Here is an 18,121-nt window from a genome sequence, read left to right as displayed (position 1 = left end):
CTCAGTCCGCTTCGTCGCGGATGGCTTCGGTGAGTTCTTTCACCAGCTGCGAAAGGTGTAGCAGGTCCTGGTCTCCTAGCTTCGCCGCCACCTCATTGGCCCACTGATGCTGACGGGGTCTCAGCGAAGCGAGTTCCGCGTATCCGTGCGAGGTAAGCGCAAGTAGTTGAGAGCGCTTGTGCTCCGGGTTCTCACGCCACTCGGCGATACCCGTCTCAACGGCAACATTTGCCAAACGCTGAACACTCTGCCTCGCGCGGCCGAGACGTCGGGCAATCACGGCGACCGTCAAGGGCTCGTCGATAAGCAAACCGAGCACCTGCCACAATGCAGGGGTGATCTGTGAACCCTCGGTGATTGAGCTCGCGGCATTGTCCAGTGCCGCCGCCAGCTCGAAAACGGGCATGACGAGGTTGGTCAGCGCATCACCCTCAGGAGTTCTGCCAGGCATCAAGGGTCTCCATGAGCCGCGGGTATGCGCCTGAGTTACCCAGGTAGAGCTCTTCCCACGCGTCCGTGAATTCGTCAGGGAACAGATCGATCTCCCGCAGTACCGCCGCCGTGAACTGCACCGAAAAGATTCCGGAGGCGGTAACTACCCCCGCGTCGCTGACTGCGGGCGCGTCTTGGTAGAGGTGTTGACCCTGGTAACCGGTGGTCTCGAGCATCTCTGGCGCGTTGGAGGTGTGCTCGTGACAGTCGAGGAGGCCTGCCCGGGCAAGCGCAAGCGTGCCTCCGCAGATCGCCGCTACCGGGATACCTCGCTTTTCGCATTCGCGCACAGTTTCAAGGAGCCTATCGTGGCCCGCGTCATACGTGTCGCCGCCAGGAATGACCAGAATGCTCAGACCCTCCAGCTCCAGATTCTGCAGATCTACATCCGATTCGATGGGCACCCCACCCAAAGTGCGCACGCTTCCCATTGCATCTCCGACAAATTGAAGCTCACAGCTTTCCGGTTTCGCCTGCCGCGCACGTGCTGCGTGGGTGGTCAAGTAAGCGAATTCCCAATCGGCCATTGTGTCAGTCGCGTAAACCGCGATACGTTTCGTCATATTTGACAGTATACTGTCAAATATGACGTCGTAAAGGCCAACCGAGAAAGACAAACGGCCCTCCTGCGGTTCATACAGCGAGAGGGCCGTCAGTGACTTACCGGGGAACGGTAGGCGCAATCATGAATCGCCACGGCCATTCAGCCATGGATCCCCATCATCCCAATCGTCCCAGCCAGGATTTCTCGGCGGCTGTGGAGCTGGAGGCCACAGAGCCGGTGGCTCCTGGTCACCGCTGCGCTCGCCAACGGCCGCGGCAGGGTCAACGATTCCGGTACCGCATCCGTTGCACGAGCCCTCCAGCGGACGGGCCGTTTCGCGCAAGCGGGCCGCCACCTGATCCGGGTTCATGCCCGGGTTTTCCGCGAGCATCAGCGCAACTACACCGGCAACGTACGGCGAAGCCATGGAAGTACCCTGCAGCGACGAGTAGCTCGGCTGTCCAGGGCCTTTGCTTCCCGAGTTGTAGGTCGCCAGGATTCCGCCGCCCTGGCGGTCGTCACCGCCGGGAGCAGTGACATCCACGGATGCGCCGTAGTTGGAATAGCTCGACTTTTGGTCGCGCGGGCCGGAGGCCGCCACGGTGATCACACCACGGCAGCTGGCCGGCTGGACGTTTTCAGCGTTCTGGTTTTCGTTACCAGCGGCGACGACAACCACCGTGCCTCGGCTACGTGCCCTATCCACTGCTTCCTGGTAGGAGCGGGAGCACTGGCCCTGACCGCCAAGCGACATGTTGATGATCTTGGCTGGGTTCGGATTCTGGCTGGCACCCCTGACCTCGCCACCAGAGGCCCAGTCCATTGCATCGATAATGTCGGAGCTGTAGCCGCCGCACGGCCCCATAATGCGAACAGGCTGAATCGCCGCGCGTGGCGCGACGCTGGCCACGCCTTCGCCATTATCAGCCACAGCTGCGGAAATTCCGGCTACGTGCGTACCGTGCCAGGATGAGGACCGTCCGTTACCGCCGCACTGGCCAGATTCTTCCCAGTCCCCTTCATCGCGCGGATTCTCATCCCATCCATCGCCATCGCGGCCGGCCTTTTGGTCCGAGATAAAGTCGTATCCTCCTCGGACATTCTGATCCAAGTCTGGGTGCGCGGTGATACCGGTGTCAAGGACCGCAATGGTCTGCCCGTCACCACGCTTCGGAGCATTGGCCCAAGCGGTTTCAATGCTGGGGCCAGCGGAACCATTCAGTGCCCACTGCTGGCTGAACTGCGGATCATTGACCGTCATCGGGTACATGCGAACGTCTTCCTCGATGTACTCGATTCTCCCGCTCGCCTCAGCATTGCGAATGAACTGCTGAATCTCTTCATCGTTCATGCGCTTTTCAGATTCAAAGATACTCGTGCCATCTTCGCGGTCACGGACCTCTGTGGTGTCAGGCAGCGGGTCATCCGCTACACCATTCAGAATCTGGGTGCGCTCCTCCGCAGTGACGGTGTCGGGGCTGTCGGTGAACTTCACGATGAAGCGGGTCGGGGCATCGTCCTCGACTACCCGCTCATCAATCCTCGGGGCTTTAGCGACTTCGCCATCCTGCGCTGCGGCCACAGGCAACTGCGCAGAAACTGCGAGCGCGAAGCTCACAGGTATGGCCATCATGGCCACTGTTCTTCTGTGTTTCATTGGCCTTCCTTCAGTCGGTTTTTCGGCTTCCACAGCGGCCGATCCCTCATGCACCGCCCGGTGCTAGTTATCGCTTTCACCGCCTACCGCCCGCTTGTAGCGAAACGGTGGCGGAAGCATAAGCAAAAGATCTCGTCGGAATTTGATACTCCCAATGTGTTACTTACACGTTCCTGAGTGTTTCATAAGCTTCCGTACCGGACCGGGAGGTCATAGCAATTCGCGATAGATTTTTCGCCTCAAAAATTGGCAGAATCGCGCCAGCACCGTCGTGTTAAGCTCCCACCCGTTTGTGGGCAATGTTGCGCGTTCATCTTGGATGGGAATGGACACTCGCGCGGTAGCTGCGTCCAACACCTCTGAGTCCAGCTAAGCCTGCTCCCTCGAGCTGACCGATGACCCGCCGCACCTCGCGGTCGCGCGCCACCGGAATGTGGAACAGGGAGCTTGCAGTGGAACGCACAACCTTGGGTGCCGACGGATCCACGGTGTCACCGGCGAAGATCACCGCATTGGCCGACAACATACTGTCAGTATGCCGGCCGACGATACCGCTCATCTTCACGTCGGGTATGTGACCTGTATGGTGTGGCCGAACGCTTCAACAGGCAGAAGGAGCATACAAAGTGCCCAAGAACCGTCTTACGGAAGAACAGATGGATGCCATCGACCGTCTGCTCTGCGAGCCAACCTCCCACGCCATTTCCTACGTCCCCCACCGGGTGATGGCGGAGTCGTTCTTGGACCTCGACGCCTACCTGGAAGAGCACTATCTCCCGAGGTTCATCGACCGCTACGCGTTGGTGGTGCTGGTACTCCTGTACACCTGGGCCGATCACGTGCGCATCGCGCCAGGCAAGGGCGGCCGCAATGAATACCCTCCGACGGTTATTGAAGACGACGGCACCCACTCCAGCGACGTCAAGGACATCGACAATCTCGTCCGCCGCACGCTGCTCAACGAGGGGCCGCACACGACAAACCTTTACATCGAAAGCCGCGGCATTCTAATCACGCTGCGCGGCGGCTGCGATGTCCTCTTCTTCGGCCTCGGCCCCGAAGAAGAACGTCTGGCACAGTCGCTTGCCGACGCCAACGGCCTCTTCCTCAAACGCGCCACCGAGGAAAGAACCGTCGAGGACTGCTTGAGCGCGGACTACCCGACCGCCTATCCGCGCTCAGGAAGGACGGTCTCTAGCCACGTCCTTCCCACTCCCAGCGAAGACTTCCCCGACACCGATACCCTCGGAGGGGCCAAGTTCACCCCGGAAGGTTAGCAGTCTCCGAGGGCCTTCGACGATTCCCAGAGGCAGATCGCCGCGGCGGTAGCGAGGTTCAAAGACTCCGCATTGCCGTGGATGGGAATGGACACTCGCGCGGTAGCTGCGTCCAGCTCCTCTGGGTCCAGCCCATGCGCCTCGTTGCCGAAGAGCCACGCCGTCGGCCGCGCCAGCCCATCCCCGGGCTCTGCAAGGTTCAACTCGCCAGACATGGTGGTCGCAAGCGTCGCTAAGCCTGCTCCCTCGAGCTGACCGACGACCCGCCGCACCTCGCGGTCGCGCGCCACCGGAATGTGGAACAGGGAGCCTGCAGTGGAACGCACCACCTTGGGTGCCTCCGGATCCACGGTGTCGCCGGCGAAGATCACCGCATCGGCACCCACTGCATCCGCGATCCGGATAATGGTGCCGGCGTTACCGGGATCGCTCGTCTCCACGCACACCGCGACCAACTTCGGCTTGCCTTTCAAAATCGCGGGCACGGTCCACAGCACGGGCCTGCACACGGCGAAGATGCCGGTATGAGTCACCGCATCCGCGAGGTGCTCGGCTGCCTTGTCTGTGATCGCATGGACGTACACGTCCGTATACCCGGCGGCACGCACGATCTCCTCGTAGCGCTCCGCGGCCTCGGCAGTCACAAACAAGTCCGTCGCCGCCCCCGTAGCCACAGCAGCTTCCACAGCATTCTCACCCTCGGCAAGAAAAGCTTTTGCTTTTCGACGCCCCGCCGAACGCTTTAACTTCGCCGCATTGACCACGCGGGGTGTGCGTTCGGTAAAGGGTTGTGCAAAGTCGAGGGCCATGGCCCCCGAGCCTACATGGTGAGCTGGGGCGACCTTTCGTCGATAAGCCGCAAATCCGGAACCTGGGCGAGGGTGCCTTGTGCGTGGACGTGGGCGATGAAGTCCACTGCGTGCTCGCGCTCAATGGCGATGATGCGGTGTCCGTTGACCTCGGTCTCGACACCGCTGCCGAGGACGAAGCCGTCGGCAATGATCAGCAGGATTAACGCGACCTCGCCATTGCATACCTCGTCGGCCATCGCGGCGAGTGCGGATACGGATGCCTGCCGGTACTCATTGGCGGGGTGGTTCGGGCCCGCGCTGAATCGGCCCTCGTCGTCGAGGCTGAGCGTGCCGGGCCAATGGTGCGTGGCCGCAACAATGACACCGGCTGAGGTGGCCACCATGTGGTCAATAGTGTCGCTGTTTCGGGCGCGGAGCCGTGACGCCAGGGCATCAGCAAACCGGGTGGAGACAGTACTCGTCAACGTGCTCGTCAAAGTCTCGACTGCCTGCTCTTTGGAAGCACGGACGATCTCGGCGCCGCTCTCGGAGACGCAAACCGCCACATCGTGCGCCGTCTGGATCGCGTTAGGCAGATCCGCATCCATCGCGAGACCAACCTGCTGCTTGGCGTAGCACTCGGCTGCGATCGGGCGCGCCTCTGGAATGGAACTGAAGCCAGAGAAGTCGCCGCGCTTTGCGTCGTCGATAAGCTTGCGGACCTTGGATTGTGTCTTGGCTTGTGCCGTATCGCGGTCCTCGCCTGTCGAACTGCTGCGCGGGCGGTCCTCACGGCGGCGGATGACCAACTGCACAGTAGCCAGCGCCACGACGCCAAGAATGAAGGCGATCCACATGATTAACGCGAACTGACCAAGCCAGCTGTTAACGACGACCATGGTGATTGGGAACGTGACGACCAAGATGATCGCCAGGATCACGCTGACGACGGGCAGGCGGGACTGACTTTGCGGGCTCGGAACGGGTTTCTGCTGAGGTTCGGTAAGCGCATCCTGCAACGACTCTGCGAGTAAATCCCAGCCGGCCCCCGCCGGAGCTCGCTTGCCATACCGTTGTGCCATATCCGTCCGCCCGTTTCCGCAATTGTTCAGTCCTCTTATGGGAGCTGTGCAGATATTACCTGGCTTTTGGCCTCGCTATTAATTCACGGGGTCTTCCACGTAGAAAACTTCATTCTCTTTCGGCATCCAGGTCGACTCGTCCATACGGGAGCGAAACAGCATCGGCAGCCCAGTGCATTGTTCCCAATCCTGCGAGTCCGTCACCTGCACGTGCACGTGCGGCTGGGTGCTATTGCCGGAGTTGCCGCACTCCCCCACCACGTCCCCAACCCGCACGGTATCTCCCGTCGCCACTCGCACACTGTCCCGCTTCAGATGCACGAGCGCTACAAACGCGGCAGTTGCCGAGCACTGAATCACCACCGCGTTGCCGGTGATCGCGCGCACCCCGCCCTCCCGCAACCGGCGTTGCTGGCCCAGCATGTAGGGCACGAGTTGGAGCTGCGACCTCCGCGCCTCGTGGTCAGCAATCCCGTCCCACGCCTGCACCACTACCCCATCCACCGGGGCAAGGATCTCGCGCCCAAAGGACGGGAACGCAGCCGGGTCCTCCAGACCGAATGCCGTCGACCAACTCCACGGCGCGGTCCGCTTCTCGCCAGACAACCCGATGAAGTCGATCGAATACGTGGTCCCGAGCATGTGCGAGCCGTGGCTAGGCACCCGTCGCGCCGGACTATTGCGGGCACGCCACCAGCCTGTAAACGGAAAGAAAAGCTCTACCGCCTGCGTCACGCCTGCCAGCCTAGCAACGCAAAACGCCCCACCAACCCGGCAAACAACCGGGGCGGCGGGGCGTCGATAAGCAAAAAGCTCTTAGGCGGCAGCGACCGGAGCGTTAACATCCTCCGGAAGCGCGTTCTTTGCAACCTCGCACAGGGCGGAGAACGCAGCGAAGTCGTTCACAGCCAGATCGGCGAGGATCTTGCGGTCCACCTCGACCTCAGCCAGCTTCAAGCCGTGGATGAGACGGTTGTAAGTGATGTCGTTCATGCGGGCAGCGGCGTTGATGCGCTGGATCCACAGCTTGCGGAACTCGCTCTTGCGCTTGCGGCGGTCGCGGTACGCGTAGGTCTCGGAGTGCAGCCACTGCTCCTTGGCCTTGCGGTACAGGCGAGAGCGCTGGCCGCGGTAGCCCTTCGCGGACTTCAGAATCGCGCGGCGCTTCTTCTTGGCGTTGACTGAACGCTTAACACGTGCCATGAGTCATTACTTCCTTTGCTTCAGAGGGGTGAATAGTTCAGGGCAGTGCTTAGGACATGCCGAGGAGGCGCTTTGCGCGCTTGACGTCAGATGCTGCGACGTCGGTGGTGCCGGAGAGCTTACGGCGACGCTTGGAGGACAGCTTCTCGTTGAGATGGCGCTTACCGGCCTGCTCGCGGCGCAGCTTGCCGTTGCCGTTGACCTTGATGCGCTTTGCGGTGCCCTTGTGGGTCTTCTGCTTCATGGTAAAAGCCCTTCAGTTTGTGTACGTGCTACTTCTTGCCCTTGCGAGCCGGCCCGAAAACCATGGTCATGTTGCGACCGTCCTGCTTCGGACGGGACTCCACTACGCCGAGCTCCCCGATGTCGTCTGCGAGACGCTCAAGGAGGCGGTAGCCAAGCTCCGGACGAGACTGCTCACGGCCGCGGAACATGATCGTGACCTTGACCTTGTTGCCCTTCTCCAGGAAGCGCTCAACATTGGCCTTCTTCGTCTGGTAGTCGTGCTCATCGATCTTGGGGCGAAACTTCTGCTCCTTGACCACGGTCTGCTGTTGGTTCTTGCGGGCCTCGCGGGCCTTCTGATCCTGCTCGTACTTGAATTTGCCGTAATCCATGATCTTGCACACGGGCGGCTTCGCGTTCGGGGCGACCTCGACTAGATCGAGATCTGCTTCGTACGCCAGTTTGCGAGCATCGTCCGTGCGGACAATGCCCACCTGCTCGCCGGACGGGCCGACAAGACGAACTTCCGGGACACGGATACGTTCGTTGATCCGAGCTTCAGCGCTGATGAGACACTCCTAAAAGATTCTGAGGGTTGTAGTTGAGCTACCAGGCCACTCACGGTGTCTCACCCCACGAAAAAATCCCGCTCGCGCTATGCGCACGGCGGGAGCTCTCCGAAAAACAGGGGGCTTTTCGCTTGACGACGATTACGCCCCCTACCTTTACCCGTATCCAACCACTCGGACTGTGCCGGGTGGCGGCGTGGGGTGGGATGAACTCCACTTGCAGCCCGCACACCTGGAGGAGGTGCACTGGGCGGTAGTGCATTTAAAGGTACCGCACTTGCCTCGCTGAACCAAATCAGCCCACACAATCGGCCGGGGTGCGATTAAATTGCCGTATGGCGGAACGCAATCCCCAGGAAGAGTGGCTCGTCAGTGCGCGGCGCGAGCTGGGCGACTTGCAACGATCCTACAGCGAGCTGCAATCGCGTATCGACGACCTTCGCTACCGCATCTATTTCACCGAACGCTCCCTGCGGGAGGCGGCTCCTCCGCCGCCACCCGAACCGCAACCCGGGCCGCGGCCGGCCCAACCGGCCCCCCAGAACATGCAGCCGGTTGCAAAACCACCCGCACGTCCGGAGCAACGCGAGCGCAATATCCTGCGCACGGTCGCTGTGCTTGGATCCCTCATTACGGTGATCGGTGTCAGCCTCGCAGTCGCTCTTGCCTACCAGTCGGGGCTGCTTGGTCCTGCGGGCATCGCGGTGTTGGGATACATCCTCGCGGTCGGCCTTACCGCGCTCGGCTACTTCGCGTTCCACCGTCAACCTGCCACCGCCGGCGTGACCGCGCTATACGCAACCGGGTTCATCACCGCTACGATCGTGACCTTCTACGCATCCAATCCACCGCTGGAGTGGTTCGCAGACGACCTAGTCACCGAATTTGCAGTTGAGGCGATCTTCGCCACCTTTGCAGGTATCGCCGTCTGGCACCGCATCCCAAACCTGCTCAAGATCATGCTCGTGGTCATCCTGCCCTACCACTGGGCTTTTCTCGGCCCACCCTTGCCCACAGGCATCCTCACTCTCCTCGCGCCGGTCACGGCGGCGTGCCTCACCTGGTTCTTTCCCATCGCCCGCCACCCACGCGACGCCGCGACAATACGTGCGCTCGGTGCGCTGAATATCTGTGTGTACGCGATTGGGTGGACGTTGTTGACCTACTTCGTCGACGACCCGTTCCAGCACCTCCGCGCACTCCTTTTTGTCTTTGCCGCTGCGGCTTTCGTTGTTGGCGAGGCGTTCTACCCTTGTCAAGAGCAGCAGATTTCCAGCTGGGCAAAGGTGTCTTACTGGTTCTGTGGCCTGATCGCTCCGCTCGTCATCGTCGACGTCTCAATGTCTATCTTCGACGGATGGGCGCGATGGTTTACACCCGCGTGCGTTGCAATACTTTGGGCGGTGTACGAGTGTGCGCCCGCACGCCGCGCCCCGCACGCCGTTGTCGACCCGCTTCGCGCGGTGTGGATGATCGCCCTCGCGCTCAGCATCCTTGATATGCGCCAGACGATGCAGTTCATTGCCGACCAAGCGCTCATTCGGATGCTCTCAATCCTCGCCGCCTATGCGGTTGCTTTCGTCGCCGTCTCCTTCATGCTTAGCCGCCGTCCACGTAACGACGGCATCGTGTTCACGGTGTGGGTGTACGGCACTTTTGTCGCCTCTGCTGGACTCCTCGCTGCATCGACCGGTGCCAACCGTCGATTCCTCGAACACTGGACGTATGCCGTCCAAGCGCTCATCGTCGCAGCAGTTATGGGACTGTGCCTATTGCAGCGGAACCAGATCAAGCGGTTCAACCAACCGCTCACCGTCGCCGCGGCGCTCGCTCTCCTGCCACTTTCCATGATGGTGGTAGTCCCGCTGACCAGCTATACCGCGAGCATCCTTGCTCCCCAGAATCCGGAAGCGGCCACAACCGGGTTCTACGCCGGACACGCCCTGATTTCCATCACGTGGATTGCTCTCGCGGCGTGGATTCTCCTTTCCCACCGCGACTTCTTCGGGGAAAACGGAGATCTCCTTGTCGGCCTCATCTTGGCAATCGCGGCCACGTTGAAGCTCGTCCTCTTCGACCTCTCCACACTCGGCGGCATCCCGCGCGTGCTCGCGTTCATCGTTTCCGGCCTGTTACTTATCGCAGTCTCTGTGCTGCGGGCGCGCAGCCGAGCCACGACGCCGATGCCGCCACCTACCGGGCCAGTACCTCCGCCAGGAATTGGCCGGTAAAGGATCCGTCGACAAGCGAAACTTCCTCCGGGGTGCCCTGCGCCACGACCGTGCCTCCGCCGGATCCACCCTCCGGGCCCATGTCGATGATCCAGTCTGCGGACTTGATCACGTCAAGGTTGTGCTCGATGACCAGCACGGTGTTGCCCTTTTCAACGAGGCCGTTGAGCACGAGCATGAGCTTGCGAATGTCCTCGAAGTGGAGGCCGGTGGTCGGCTCGTCGAGGATGTAGATCGTGCGGCCGTTGGAGCGCTTCTGCAGCTCAGCCGCGAGCTTCACACGCTGCGCCTCACCGCCGGACAGCGTGGTTGCGGACTGTCCGAGGCGGACGTAGCCCAAGCCGACGTCGACAAGCGTCTGCAGATAGCGGTGGATCGACGTGATCGGCTCGAAGAACTCCGCCGCCTCCGAGATCGGCATGTCCAGCACCTCAGCGATGTTCTTGCCCTTGTAGCGCACCTCGAGCGTTTCGCGGTTGTAGCGCGCGCCGTGGCAGACCTCACACGGAACGTAGACGTCCGGCAGGAAGTTCATCTCAATCTTGATGGTGCCGTCGCCGCGGCACGCCTCGCAGCGCCCGCCCTTGACGTTGAAGGAGAAGCGCCCGGCCTTGTAGCCGCGCACCTTCGCCTCCTGCGTCTCGGCAAAAAGGTTGCGGATCTTGTCAAAGACGCCCGTATACGTCGCCGGGTTCGAGCGCGGCGTACGGCCAATCGGGCTCTGGTCCACCTGCACCAGCTTGTCCAGGTGCTCCAAGCCCTCGATCTTCTTCACCCGGCCCGGCACCTGGCGCGCGCCGTTGAGCTGGTTCTGCAGGCTCTTCGCCAGAATCTGGTTCACCAGGGTGGACTTTCCCGAGCCAGACACACCAGTCACCGCCGCCAGCACGCCGAGCGGAATATCCACGCTCACATTGTCTAGGTTGTTCTCTCGTGCGCCGACTACACGGAGCACTCGTTGCCTATCGACGGCACGTCGTTCCTCGGGAACCTCAATCCTCTTCCGGCCAGACAAGTAATCCCCGGTCAGCGAGTTCTTCGCCTTCTCGATCCCAGCCGGCTCACCCTGGTAGACCACTTCCCCGCCGTACTCGCCGGCGCGCGGTCCAATGTCAATGAGCCAGTCCGCCTCGCGGATGGTGTCCTCGTCGTGTTCCACCACCACAAGGGTGTTGCCCAAGTCGCGCAGCTTCTTCAACGTCGCGATGAGGCGCTGATTGTCGCGCTGGTGGAGGCCGATTGACGGCTCGTCAAGCACGTAAAGCACGCCAGCCAGGCCTGAACCGATCTGGGTCGCCAGGCGGATGCGCTGCGCCTCGCCGCCTGAGAGCGTGCCCGCGGAGCGCGCGAGCGTGAGGTAATTCAGCCCGACGTCCAGAAGGAAACGCAAGCGTGCCTGAATTTCGCGCAGCACCGCCCCGGCGATCATTTCCTCGCGGTAACCCAGGACCAAGTTGTCCAGGTAGTCGGAAGCGTCCTCGATCGAAAGCTCCGTCAACCCAGCGATGGACTTTTCCCCGTGCGTGGTGGAATCCAACCGCACCGCCAGGATCTCGGGCTTCAGACGCGCGCCCTTGCACGTCGGGCACGGGATCTCGCGGGTGTACGCCAGCAGGCGTTCCTTCTGCGCATCGGATTCAGCCTGCTCCATCTTGCGCTCGAGGTAGCCAATCACACCCTCGTACGCCGCAGTGAACGAACGCTGGCGGCCATAGCGGTTCTTGTAGCGAACGCTCACCTTCGTGGTCGAGCCGTACACCAGGTGCTTCTGCTGCGTCTTGGTCAAGGAGCTGAATGGCGCCTTGGCGTCGAAGCCCTCCTCCTTGGCCAGCGCTTCGATGAGCTTGGCAAAGTAGCCCTTGTTCGGACTGGAGTTCCAGATTTGAAACGCGTCGACTGCCGGCGCATCCGGATCCGGGATCACCAGGTCGATGTCCACTTCCTTGCGCACGCCGAGCCCGTCGCACGCCGGACAGGCGCCGAACGGAGAGTTAAAGGAGAACGCACGGGGCTCGTACTCCTCCACGTCCAACTTGTGGCCGTTCGGGCAGGCCATCTTCTCGGAGAAAATCTGCACGCGATCCGGATCATCGGCATCGAGGTCGACAAAATCGAAGCCCACGAGGCCGTCGGCAAGCTTGAGTGCCGTCTCCACGGAATCGGTCAGGCGCTGCTTCTGGCTCGCCTTCACGGTGAGGCGGTCGATCACCACGTCGATATTGTGCTTGACCTGCTTTTCCAACCTCGGCGGTTCGGTGAGCTGGTAGGTCTCACCGTCGACGTTGACACGCGAGTACCCCTGCGCCGCAAGGTCTTTGAACAGGTCGGCGAACTCGCCTTTGCGCTTGCGCACGATCGGCGCGAGCACTTGAAACTTCGTGCGCTCCTCAAGCTCTAGCACCTGATCCACAATCTGCTGCGGCGTTTGACGGTCAATCACCGCGTCGCACACCGGGCAGTGCGGCGTGCCGGCGCGCGAATACAGCAAACGAAGGTAATCGTAGATCTCCGTAATCGTGCCCACCGTCGAGCGCGGGTTGCGGTTCGTCGACTTCTGATCGATCGACACCGCCGGCGACAACCCGTCGATGTAATCCACATCGGGCTTGTCCATCTGGCCGAGAAACATGCGCGCGTACGACGACAGGGACTCAACGTAGCGTCGCTGGCCCTCCGCAAAGATGGTGTCAAAAGCCAGGGATGACTTGCCGGAGCCGGACAGGCCCGTGAACACGGCCATTTTGTCGCGAGGCAGGTCAACGTCGATGCCTTTGAGGTTGTGTTGGCGCGCACCGCGCACTGTGAGCCGCTCAGCCACGAAGGTTTACGTCCTTACTTGTCAGTTCATCCCATGTTCGCCCCCAATGAACCTACCAACGTGGCCCGCCCCCGAGGTATTCCGCGTGACTAACGTGGGCTGCATGAAGACCTCTCCCCCCAGCTTCCAGATGGCCCACGTCGCGGTTTCCAGCATGGACAACAACTGCTACCTCCTCATCTCGGGAGAGCAAGGATTGCTTATCGACGCCGCGGACGACGCCCCAGCACTTCTGTCACTCGCGGCCGACAACGGTGTCACCATTACAGACGTCTTGACCACGCATCGCCACCACGACCACACGAGGGCTCTCGAGGAGGTCCTCGCGGCGACCAACGCAACGCACTGGGCATCTCACCTCGACGCACCGGCACTTCCAGCCCCGGTTGACCACGAGCTCAAGGACGACGATTACATCGCCTTCGCCGGTGAGCGGCTGCCAGTAGCCATCTTGCGGGGCCATACTCCGGGGGGTGCGTGCGTTGCCGCGCTCATCGACGGCGAGCCGAACCTCTTCGTCGGCGACTCGCTGTTCCCGGGTGGGCTCGGCAAGACCTCTTCCGAAGGTGACTTCGTCCGGCTTTTCACTGATGTGAAAGAAAAGCTCTTCGACCGCTTCCCGGACGAAACCGTCGTTCGCCCCGGCCACGGAAAGCCGACCACGATTGGCGCCGAGCGGCCACACCTCGATGAGTGGTGGGAGCGCCGCTGGTAACACATCCCGGCGCAACTCTTCCCACGATGACAGAAGGAAATGTCTACAGTGGACGGCGTAGTGGCTTTTCAAAACTGCCACGTTTCGATGAAAAGGATTGGTTAGAGAATGATTCGCAAGATCGCGCGCCCGATGCTCGCGTCGGTGTTCATCATCGACGGCGTGAGCACGGTGCTCAACCCCGCTGGCCAGAAAGAGAGTGCCGAAAGCGTGCTCACCCAGGTTCGCGCTGCGCTGCCCCGCCAGTACCGCGCCTTCATCCCGAAGGATCCGGAGACCGCGGCGCAGATCATCGGCGGTGTGAAGGCTGGTGCCGGCTCCCTGTTCGCCCTGGGCAAGGCCCCGCGCACCGCGGCAGCGCTGCTCACCGCAACCTCCGTTGCTTCCCTTGCAGGCCGCAACGCCTTCTGGGACACCGATGACGCAGATGAGAAGGCTCGCCGTCAGGCCGGCGCACTGACCGACCTCGCCCTGACCGGTGGCGTGCTGCTGGCAACCGTCGATACCGCTGGTAAGCCGGATATGAAGTGGCGCGCACAGAACGCCGCAAAGGTCGCGCGCAAGAACGTTCAGCAGGCGCTGCCGACCCAGTCCGAGACCGAGAAGGCCCTGTCCAAGGCAGGCGGCTGGTTCTCTGACACCACCGACCAGGTCGGCGAGTACATCGACGACAACAAGGGTGACTGGAAGAAGGCTGCTACCAAGGCTGGCGGCGCCGCCCAGGACTTCATCGGCGACGCACGCAAGCAGACTTCGAAGTTCCTGTCCAACGCTGGCGACTGGCTCGACGATGCAACGGGTGAGCTGCAGGACTCCTACGACGACCTGAAGCCGAGCAAGCTGGACCAGTTCAAGGCAAAGCGCAAGGCATCCGGTGCAGCCGACGATCTACGCGACTGGGCTTCCGATGCGTGGGACGAGATCACCCCGTCCCGCGTGCAGAAGTTCAAGGCGAAGCGCCAGGTCAACTCCGTCGTGGGCGATCTGCAGGACACCCTCGACGATCTTGGCCCGTCCGGCCTGGACAAGTTCAAGGCGAAGCGCAAGGTGAACAAGGCGACCTCCAAGGTCCAGGGCAACGCACAAGATGCAGTGGATAACCTCCAGCACGCTTGGGACAAGCTCGACGCGTCCCCCAGCTGGTACCAGCGCCGCAAGTGGAAGCGCAAGGTCAACAAGGCTGAGCGCAAGGCCAAGAAGGCAGTGAAGAAGGCACAGAAGAAGCTCGGTTAAGCGCCGGGTTCGCCTCGCGGCACACCGACGGCCTCGCCCCTGGGAATACCCCAGCGGACGGGGCCGTTTCGCATGAGTACGGTGGAAGATCCGGCTGACGAAGTAAGGAGCATGAGATGACGAATCCGGTAGAGCAAGAACAGGCCTACGTCGACGTGCTCTTCGATCACCTCCGCGCCGAGGTCGAGTCTGCCCGCGCAAAACTCGCTGCGGTGCAGGCCGACGTAGACCCCGATAACCCCGACGCGGATGCGCTTGTGCGGCGCGAGACGGAGTACCACTCCTTGAACGCGAAACTCGACCAGCTCGGTATTGCCGAGATCGGGCTTGTGTTCGGCCGCGTCGATGTCGCGGATAAGGATCCTTCCAACCCAGTTCCAGACCGGGTCGACCTCGACCGGCGATACGTCGGCCGGATGGGCATCGATGACCGCGCCGACAACTACCGCACCCTACTCCTGGACTGGCGCGCGCCGCAGGCTCGCCCGTTCTACCTCGCCACGACCGCGAACCCTGAAGGTGTGGAAACCCGCCGCAACATCCGGATGCGCGGGCGCGCCGTCACTGCGGTCGACGACGAGGTGCTCTCTGGTGACGGTACTGAACCGCTCGAGACCAACGTCGGCTCCGAGGCTGCGCTCCGCCGCGCGATGAACCAGGCTCGCACAGGTCACATGCAATCCATTGTGGAGACTATCCAGCGCGAGCAGGACGAAATCATCCGCGACTCCACCCGCGGCGTGATGGTGGTCCAAGGCGGGCCCGGCACCGGCAAGACTGCGGTCGCCCTGCACCGCGTCGCGTACCTGCTCTACACGTGGCGCGAACAGCTCTCACGCACGGGCGTCCTCATTATCGGCCCCAACAACACGTTCTTGGACTACATTTCCAGGGTTTTGCCTGAACTCGGTGAGACCGGCGTCGTGCTCTCGACACTGGAAAACCTCGTGCCTGGCTTCACCCCGCGCGCGCTGCGGAGCGCGGAGTCCGCCGCCGCCCGCGAGGTGAAGGGGTCTGCGGAGATGGTGACCATTCTCAAGCGCTCCGTGCAGGCGTACCAGACGGTTCCGCAGCACCCGGTGCCCCTCGATATCGACGGCGTCAGAATCGAAGCCACGCCCGCCATGGTCAAGGCCGCCCGCACCCGTGCGCGCCGCTCGCGCAAACCGCACAATCCTGCTCGCGCGGTGTTCGCGGAGGAACTCACCCAGCTCTTGGCCGAAGCCCTCGCTGTTCGCATCGGCGAAGACCCGCTTGGCGGCGCAAACCTGTTGTCCGCCGCTGACGTCGACCAGCTGCACGACGACCTAACAGAGCACCCGCAGGTGCAAGTGCTTATCGACGACCACTTCCCACTGCTCTCCCCAACCCAAGTGCTCGATTCGCTACTCACCGATCACGACCGGATCGTCGAGGCCGCGGGTGACTACGACGACTACACGCAAAACGCGCTCTACCGCGCGCCCGGCGAGCCTTTCGCCCCTTCGGACACGGCCCTCATCGATGAGCTCGCGGTGCTCATCGGTATCGACGACGCGGAGGAAACGCGCCGCCGCGAGGAAGAGGAATGGCGCCGTCAGGTCGCCGAGGCGGAGGACGCGCTGGACATTCTCGCGTCCTCAGAAGCAACCGACAACGATGACGACCAGTTCGAGGCCGAGATTCTCTCGGCAGCAGACGTGATCGACGCTGAGACGCTCGCATCGCGCCAGCGGGTGCGCGACATCCGCTCCACGGCGCAGCGCGCACGCGAAGATCAGACGTGGGCGTACGGTCATGTGATCGTGGACGAGGCCCAAGAACTCTCGCCGATGGAGTGGCGGATGGTCTTCCGGCGCTGCCCGTCGCGCTGGATGACGTTGGTCGGCGACATCGCCCAGACCTCGTCGCCTGCCGGTACCGACGATTGGGGCACCACCCTCGAGCCCTTCGTGGCGCAACGCTACCGGCTCCACGAACTCACGGTGAACTACCGCACCCCCGCGGAGATCATGGAGTACGCCGATGCGGTGCTGGAACAAAGTGGCGCTGCCAAGAGCTCGTCGATAAGCATCCGCTCTACTGGCGTTCCTGTGGCCCACTTCCCCCTTGGAACCGACCCAGAGACTGTGCGTGCGGGCCTGGATGGCCGACTGACCGCGATTATTTCGGCGGAGAATGTCGCGGAAATGAAGGGCCTCGAGTTCGACCACGTGATTGTGGTCGACCCTCAGAAAATCGTTGAGGCCTCGCCACAAGGGTGGCAAGACCTCTACGTTGCAGTCACCCGGGCCACACAGACCCTGTCGGTGATTGGGGAGCTTACTCCGTAACCGTGTGGACGATCATCACGTCGCAGTCGGACTGACGTGCGACATCGGCCGGCACGGAGCCGAGCAGGCGGCCGGTCAGGGAGTTGATGCCGCGGTTACCCACCACGAGCAGTTCAGCGTTGTTGTCGTTCACAATCGCCATAAGCGCCTCGACCGGGGTGCCCGGGCGGGTTGCGGTCTCCACCTCCTTCGCACCAGCGGCACGGGCGTGGTCAGCAGCGGCCTCGAGGTTCTTCAGCGCCTCGTCATCGCCCAGGATGGTCACGGAGTCCTGTCGCAGGGACTTCGACGCGTCCTCCTCGGAGCGGTAGTACGCGGTGCCGATCACCAGCGTGGCACCAAACGCCTCGGCCATCTTGGCGGCACGCTCGACGGCGAGGAACGAGGACTTGGAGCCGTCCGAACCGACCACGATGGTGTTGTAGTAAGAACCCATGTCGTCAAAGACCTTTCCGGGTAGTGAATATGTACTAAGGACGAATCTGAGTGTAGTCCGTCGGGGTTAGTTGTGTCCCTCCACCCTGGTATCCACCAGCATCACGTCAACCGGGGCTTTCTTGGCCACGTTGCCAGGAACGTTGCCGAACACACGGCCCGCAAGGGAGCGCATGCCCCGGTTACCAACCACCAGCAAGTCAACCTCGTGCTCCGCTACAGATTCCACGAGGACGTTCGCCGGCTGACCAGCCTTCGCATCCAGCTTGATGCTCGGCGCCTGCTCCTGCTCGGCGATCTCCCTCGCGCGGGCCAGAATCTCCCGCGCGCCCGCCTCGGACACGGTGTCAATCTGGGTGATCTCCGCGTTGGTGGAGTTGAGCATCGAGCCAGACGCGGAATAATACGCGCAGATAATGGTCAACGTCGCACCGTAAACCCGCGCTAGGCTTGCCGCCGTCTGCACCGCCACCAGCGAGGTTTCCGAGCCGTCCGTGCCTACGGCGATCGATGTGTAAGAGTGCATGAGAACACCAG

General features: G+C 62.2%; 17 protein-coding genes. 5 read left to right on the top strand and 12 right to left on the bottom strand.

The window, feature by feature from the left end:
* Position 1: 1 nt before the first annotated feature.
* The 3 genes from CGLAU_RS05940 to CGLAU_RS05930 form a co-directional block, all read right to left on the bottom strand.
* The gene (locus CGLAU_RS05940) at positions 2–451 is read right to left on the bottom strand and encodes a MarR family winged helix-turn-helix transcriptional regulator (RefSeq protein ID WP_095659895.1); all 450 of its coding nucleotides are present in this window, start codon (positions 449–451) and stop codon (positions 2–4) included.
* A complete protein-coding gene (locus CGLAU_RS05935; RefSeq protein WP_095661072.1) occupies positions 432–1,055 on the bottom strand; it encodes a DJ-1/PfpI family protein in 624 nt (207 codons plus the stop codon). Before CGLAU_RS05935 ends, CGLAU_RS05940 begins: the two co-directional genes overlap by 20 nt.
* A 120-nt stretch (positions 1,056–1,175) precedes the next feature.
* On the bottom strand, positions 1,176–2,693 hold the full coding sequence (locus tag CGLAU_RS05930; protein ID WP_095659894.1) for a S8 family peptidase: 1,518 nt from the start codon (positions 2,691–2,693) through the stop codon (positions 1,176–1,178).
* 626 nt (positions 2,694–3,319) lie between these two features.
* On the opposite strand from CGLAU_RS05930, the gene CGLAU_RS05925 reads away from it, so the two are divergent.
* Entirely contained in the window at positions 3,320–3,970 is a 651-nt protein-coding gene (locus tag CGLAU_RS05925; RefSeq protein WP_157731281.1) for a hypothetical protein, read from the top strand.
* Here CGLAU_RS05925 and CGLAU_RS05920 read toward each other — a convergent pair.
* The 6 genes from CGLAU_RS05920 to infC form a co-directional block, all read right to left on the bottom strand.
* Positions 3,967–4,779, bottom strand: a complete 813-nt coding sequence (locus CGLAU_RS05920; protein ID WP_095659892.1) for a TrmH family RNA methyltransferase — start codon at positions 4,777–4,779, stop codon at positions 3,967–3,969. The two genes, CGLAU_RS05925 and CGLAU_RS05920, sit on opposite strands and share 4 nt — an antisense overlap.
* A gap of 11 nt (positions 4,780–4,790) precedes the next feature.
* A complete protein-coding gene (locus CGLAU_RS05915) occupies positions 4,791–5,843 on the bottom strand; it encodes a hypothetical protein (protein WP_095659891.1) in 1,053 nt (350 codons plus the stop codon).
* A 78-nt stretch (positions 5,844–5,921) separates the two neighbouring features.
* Positions 5,922–6,578, bottom strand: coding sequence for a M23 family metallopeptidase (locus CGLAU_RS05910; protein ID WP_198305045.1), 657 nt, complete (start codon positions 6,576–6,578; stop codon positions 5,922–5,924).
* A gap of 81 nt (positions 6,579–6,659) precedes the next feature.
* Positions 6,660–7,046: a 50S ribosomal protein L20 gene (gene rplT / locus CGLAU_RS05905; RefSeq protein ID WP_095659889.1), complete on the bottom strand. Its 387-nt coding sequence runs from the start codon at positions 7,044–7,046 to the stop codon at positions 6,660–6,662.
* A gap of 49 nt (positions 7,047–7,095) precedes the next feature.
* Complete coding sequence (gene rpmI / locus CGLAU_RS05900) at positions 7,096–7,290, bottom strand: 50S ribosomal protein L35 (RefSeq protein WP_095659888.1); 195 nt, start codon at positions 7,288–7,290, stop codon at positions 7,096–7,098.
* A 28-nt stretch (positions 7,291–7,318) separates the two neighbouring features.
* Positions 7,319–7,840, bottom strand: a complete 522-nt coding sequence (infC, locus tag CGLAU_RS05895; protein WP_095659887.1) for a translation initiation factor IF-3 — start codon at positions 7,838–7,840, stop codon at positions 7,319–7,321.
* Between the two features lie 335 nt (positions 7,841–8,175).
* Between infC and CGLAU_RS05890 the strand changes: the two genes are divergently transcribed.
* The gene (locus CGLAU_RS05890; RefSeq protein ID WP_095659886.1) at positions 8,176–10,071 is read left to right on the top strand and encodes a DUF2339 domain-containing protein; all 1,896 of its coding nucleotides are present in this window, start codon (positions 8,176–8,178) and stop codon (positions 10,069–10,071) included.
* Here the strand turns inward: CGLAU_RS05890 and uvrA are convergent.
* Positions 10,034–12,889 (bottom strand): excinuclease ABC subunit UvrA, encoded by a 2,856-nt coding sequence (uvrA, locus tag CGLAU_RS05885; RefSeq protein ID WP_095659885.1) that lies wholly within the window; start codon positions 12,887–12,889, stop codon positions 10,034–10,036. The two genes, CGLAU_RS05890 and uvrA, sit on opposite strands and share 38 nt — an antisense overlap.
* A 103-nt stretch (positions 12,890–12,992) precedes the next feature.
* On the opposite strand from uvrA, the gene CGLAU_RS05880 reads away from it, so the two are divergent.
* The 3 genes from CGLAU_RS05880 to CGLAU_RS05870 all read left to right on the top strand — a co-directional run bounded on the left by CGLAU_RS05880 (position 12,993) and on the right by CGLAU_RS05870 (position 17,149).
* Positions 12,993–13,604 carry an MBL fold metallo-hydrolase gene (locus tag CGLAU_RS05880; RefSeq protein WP_232507224.1) on the top strand — a complete coding sequence of 204 codons (612 nt, stop codon included), beginning with the start codon at positions 12,993–12,995 and terminating at the stop codon, positions 13,602–13,604.
* 108 nt (positions 13,605–13,712) lie between these two features.
* Positions 13,713–14,837: a DoxX family protein gene (locus tag CGLAU_RS05875; protein WP_095659884.1), complete on the top strand. Its 1,125-nt coding sequence runs from the start codon at positions 13,713–13,715 to the stop codon at positions 14,835–14,837.
* Between the two features lie 116 nt (positions 14,838–14,953).
* Positions 14,954–17,149, top strand: a complete 2,196-nt coding sequence (locus CGLAU_RS05870; RefSeq protein ID WP_095659883.1) for a HelD family protein — start codon at positions 14,954–14,956, stop codon at positions 17,147–17,149.
* Here the strand turns inward: CGLAU_RS05870 and CGLAU_RS05865 are convergent.
* Positions 17,139–17,585, bottom strand: a complete 447-nt coding sequence (locus CGLAU_RS05865; protein WP_095659882.1) for a universal stress protein — start codon at positions 17,583–17,585, stop codon at positions 17,139–17,141. The genes CGLAU_RS05870 and CGLAU_RS05865 overlap by 11 nt on opposite strands.
* 66 nt (positions 17,586–17,651) lie before the next feature.
* Positions 17,652–18,110: a universal stress protein gene (locus CGLAU_RS05860; protein ID WP_095659881.1), complete on the bottom strand. Its 459-nt coding sequence runs from the start codon at positions 18,108–18,110 to the stop codon at positions 17,652–17,654.
* Positions 18,111–18,121 lie beyond the last annotated feature (11 nt).

This window comes from Corynebacterium glaucum (assembly GCF_002287505.1).
In the GTDB taxonomy this organism is placed as follows: Bacteria; Actinomycetota; Actinomycetes; order Mycobacteriales; family Mycobacteriaceae; genus Corynebacterium; species Corynebacterium glaucum.
The sequence above is the reverse complement of the archived record's forward strand: the minus strand, read 5'-3'. Positions and strand labels throughout refer to the sequence as shown.